Below are 3506 nucleotides of genomic sequence, written 5' to 3'. Positions count from 1 at the left end.
CCAACGATTTCATGTTGTAGTTCTCGAGCCATGTCTCTATGCATTCTTTCATGAGCGCCATTTTGGTAAGGTTTACCTGGTTGAATGCGATCGAGCTTGATACCTAGAGAGAGCCACCAAACAGACGCGTAGACTGAGTCCCCAAAGAGACTGCATAGAAGCGAAAGGCGGTCCGTTGTCGGAGCGAATGATTTCTGGTAATCCATAGATCTTAAATAACCTAATAAATTCAGCTTTAACGGAAGGAATATCGCCTTTGGAAAGGGTCTTAATGGATAGTATGTATTTAGAAAAATCATCTCTGACTGTGAGAGGATTTATTTTTTCCCTGTCCGGAGTATACCACCATCCTTTGAAGTCAACGGTCCAAATATGATTCGGATGGGTCGCTTTCTCCGGCATAGAGATTCGTTGTCCTGAATTAATTGGTCTTCTATTCTTTTTTTTCTCAAGTAGGCCTGCCTTCTTAAGAATGCGTTCAACGGTAGATCTGTTAGGAGGTCTTCTATCTGGGAATTTAGCTTTATAGAGTTCGAGTATTTTCTTAGCACCCCAGAACTTCTTGTTATTTTTGATCTTAATGATTTCTAGAATTGTTTCTTCTGCAATCTTAGCGGGAGAGTTCTTAGGAGTTCTCTTCTTATCCAGAAGACCATCTCTCCCTTCCTTCAAGAACCTTTCTTTCCACTTGTATCCACACTTAGTAGAGATGCCATACTGAGCACAAAGCTGAGTAAAATTGACGTCATTCTGGAAGCTATCCAGAACAAATTGAAATCTTAAATCCACGGTATTATTCTCCTTCCAAGGCATCCCAAAGCCCTCCTGTAAAGGTGATCTAAAGGGATTAGAAACCTGAAAGTGTTACCTATGTCTTGCTACAAAAGTGTTACCCATGTCCTGAGGCATACATTCCCAAACTTGCGCATAACGAACTAGACTAACCGACGTAGGCTGGCCCTGAGTCCCGAACGGGACGTTAGGGACTGGAACGACACTTGCGTAGGCAAGGGGAGTGCCAGAAGCCTATGTGGCGCAGCCCAAGCGAGGGCTCGTCCCGAAGCGAAGCGGTTAGTCGCTGTTATGCGAAGTAAATTTATTTACCATAGCATTTCAAATTTAAAAAAATCACAAATATACCTATCGAAATCAATGGATATAGGAGAATTTTTAACAGAAATTTTCCTTTGTTTTCTATTTCGATATTAATAAAGATAATTTTAATAGATGAAAAATTTAAATACATAAACAATGAAAGAAAAATTAGAATAATAAGAATATTTAGAAAAAATTCTTCAGTGATTTCTTTTGTATCTGTTATAATTGAGGTTAAAAAAATTAATAGTGATAAGATTAAATAATCAAAAATATTAGTAAGCCATAAGTATTTTTTTTTGATTAAAGTTGGCATTTCTGGAGTTAATAAATTCATTTTTATTGAGAATGAAAAAGCCGAAATGCAAATAGGTAAGATGATGAAAATGTTTAATAATGGAAAAATATCTGATAATGTTAAATGTGCTATAAGCATATTCGTTAATTAATTGATTTAGACTTTTACCTTAGAAATGCAGTTAACAAGGGTGTGATATTCTATTAAACTCCAAGCTATTAAAAACCCAAGTTTAGCGCACCAAAAATAGAGTAGATTCTTAGTTTCAAATGGATTATTTTCAATGGGTAAAAGTGAAGTAAGAATAAATGGAAACAATATAAATGAGATTCCGAAAAGTGGAATAAAAGAAACATTCATATAAAGGAACATAGAGTCGTTTTCTTGCTTTAAAGTGAATTCCGCAGAATTAAGAAATCCAATAACATAGGATTTTTTAACCCATTTTGGTTCAAAATTTGAATTTAATAAAATTGTTTTTTTAACTAAATCAATATCACAATCAGTAGAATTTAACAATAATTGTTTGGTTCTTGTTAAAAAAGCATCAGAATTTTCTTTCGAAATATATAGTTTCCTTTTGAATTTTACTGTAAAAGGAATCATTTTAATTTATTTCGCATAACGAACTAGACTAACCGACGTAGGCTGGCCCTGAGTCCCGGACGGGACGTTAGGGACTGGAACGACACTTGCGAATGCAAGGGGAGTGCCAGAAGCCTATGTGGCGCAGCCCAAGCGAGGGCTAGTCCCGAAGCGAAGCGGTTAGTCGCTGTTATGCGTAGTAGCAAATGATTGAAACGTAATTTTAAGGATAATGTTAAGAGAATCTTAAATAAAATATGAAGATTATCGTGACAAATAGAATATAAAGAGATAGATAGGTTGCCGTTTTAATTAGTTTGTTATTAAGTAAAGCGAATTCTGGATTTCTGTCAATTACTTCACTTATATTAACAGGTATCCCATTAGATAATTTAAATATTTTATTTAACCATAATATGCTATAGAATATAGTTTTAATTGAAAGAAAAAGAAAAATTAGTGATATTAATAAAATTGCTAAAATGAAAATGTTTGAATAACTCGAAGGCAAAATTTGTATACTTATTTTATAAAATAGAATAAATTATCAACGTCGAAAGTGAAATTTTAAAAAATTTAATTTTTAGAAATTTAACATGGCGAAACTATAGCCACCACGGCTTTTGACTCGATTTATTTTTGCATTTTTCGTCATATAATTTAGCGCAATATGCAACAATTGCTCTGTCTTCTTCAGTCTGATTCCTTTTTAATTGATATAAGAAAAAACAATCAGTAAAAAATGAATCTCCTTTTCTTTGTTCATCTTTACAAACGTATTTTTCGCTTAAAGCTGGTCCGTAACAATTAAAGTTTAATGCTATTAATAGTGACAATATATATATTTTCATATTTTTCATTGAAATTTTATTTAAACTCATGATATTTAATTTCGATACAATTAGTCAAAATCGTTTGCTTCTGGATCAAAGATTTTTAGTAACAAATTATTATCACAAATTCGTTTTCTTTCTTCCGCTTTGTTTTGTGCGTATGCAAAATTAATTACACCAAAGTTTTGACGGCTTTCATTTTCTTGATTTGTATTTTTTGATAATGGAACTAATAAACTTAAAGCCATTATTTTCTGAAATTCAATAGAATCTAAATTTTCTCTACAATTCTGTCGTTCGCTATCTGCACATTGAAGTATTAATAGAATAATTAATATTGTTATTTTTTTCATATTTTTTCTTATATTTTTTGCTATTACGCATAACGAACTAGACTAACCGACGTAGGCTGGCCCTGAGTCCCGGAAACGGGACGTTAGGGACTGGAACGACACTTGCGAATGCAAGGGGAGTGCCAGAAGCCTATGTGGCGCAGCCCAAGCGAGGGCTCGTCCCGAAGCGAAGCGGTTAGTTGCTGTTTATGCGACGTTTCCGAGGTAATCAATCAAATTAAGCCACGGATGGCGTTTATACTAAGCTTTTAAGAGAACAAATTCCTCTTTTTTCTTGTTTCTTCTTGGAACGGCTTTAATTTCAACATCAAAGCCACAAGCATGAACATAATCGATTAAAGT

Annotated in this window: 4 protein-coding genes and 1 pseudogene; all 5 read right to left on the bottom strand. The window is 33.9% G+C overall.

The genetic code is table 11. The features are described 5' to 3' along the window. A pseudogene (locus tag LEP1GSC195_RS19935) lies at window positions 1–86 on the bottom strand (hypothetical protein); the annotation flags it as partial. After that, the gene (locus LEP1GSC195_RS03890) at window positions 73–789 is read right to left on the bottom strand and encodes a helix-turn-helix domain-containing protein (RefSeq protein ID WP_232227674.1); all 717 of its coding nucleotides are present in this window, start codon (window positions 787–789) and stop codon (window positions 73–75) included. The gene LEP1GSC195_RS03890 and the pseudogene LEP1GSC195_RS19935, both read right to left, overlap by 14 nt. Window positions 790–1549: 760 nt before the next feature. Continuing rightward, window positions 1550–1999, bottom strand: a complete 450-nt coding sequence (locus tag LEP1GSC195_RS03880) for a hypothetical protein (protein WP_015680190.1) — start codon at window positions 1997–1999, stop codon at window positions 1550–1552. 584 nt (window positions 2000–2583) lie between these two features. Continuing rightward, window positions 2584–2859, bottom strand: coding sequence for a hypothetical protein (locus tag LEP1GSC195_RS03875; protein WP_040506335.1), 276 nt, complete (start codon window positions 2857–2859; stop codon window positions 2584–2586). A gap of 20 nt (window positions 2860–2879) precedes the next feature. Continuing rightward, window positions 2880–3164, bottom strand: a complete 285-nt coding sequence (locus tag LEP1GSC195_RS03870) for a hypothetical protein (RefSeq protein WP_040506334.1) — start codon at window positions 3162–3164, stop codon at window positions 2880–2882. Window positions 3165–3506: the final 342 nt, after the last annotated feature.

The organism is Leptospira wolbachii serovar Codice str. CDC, from assembly GCF_000332515.2.
GTDB lineage: Bacteria > Spirochaetota > Leptospiria > Leptospirales > Leptospiraceae > Leptospira_A > Leptospira_A wolbachii.
This window is presented reverse-complemented; position numbering and strand designations above follow the sequence as displayed.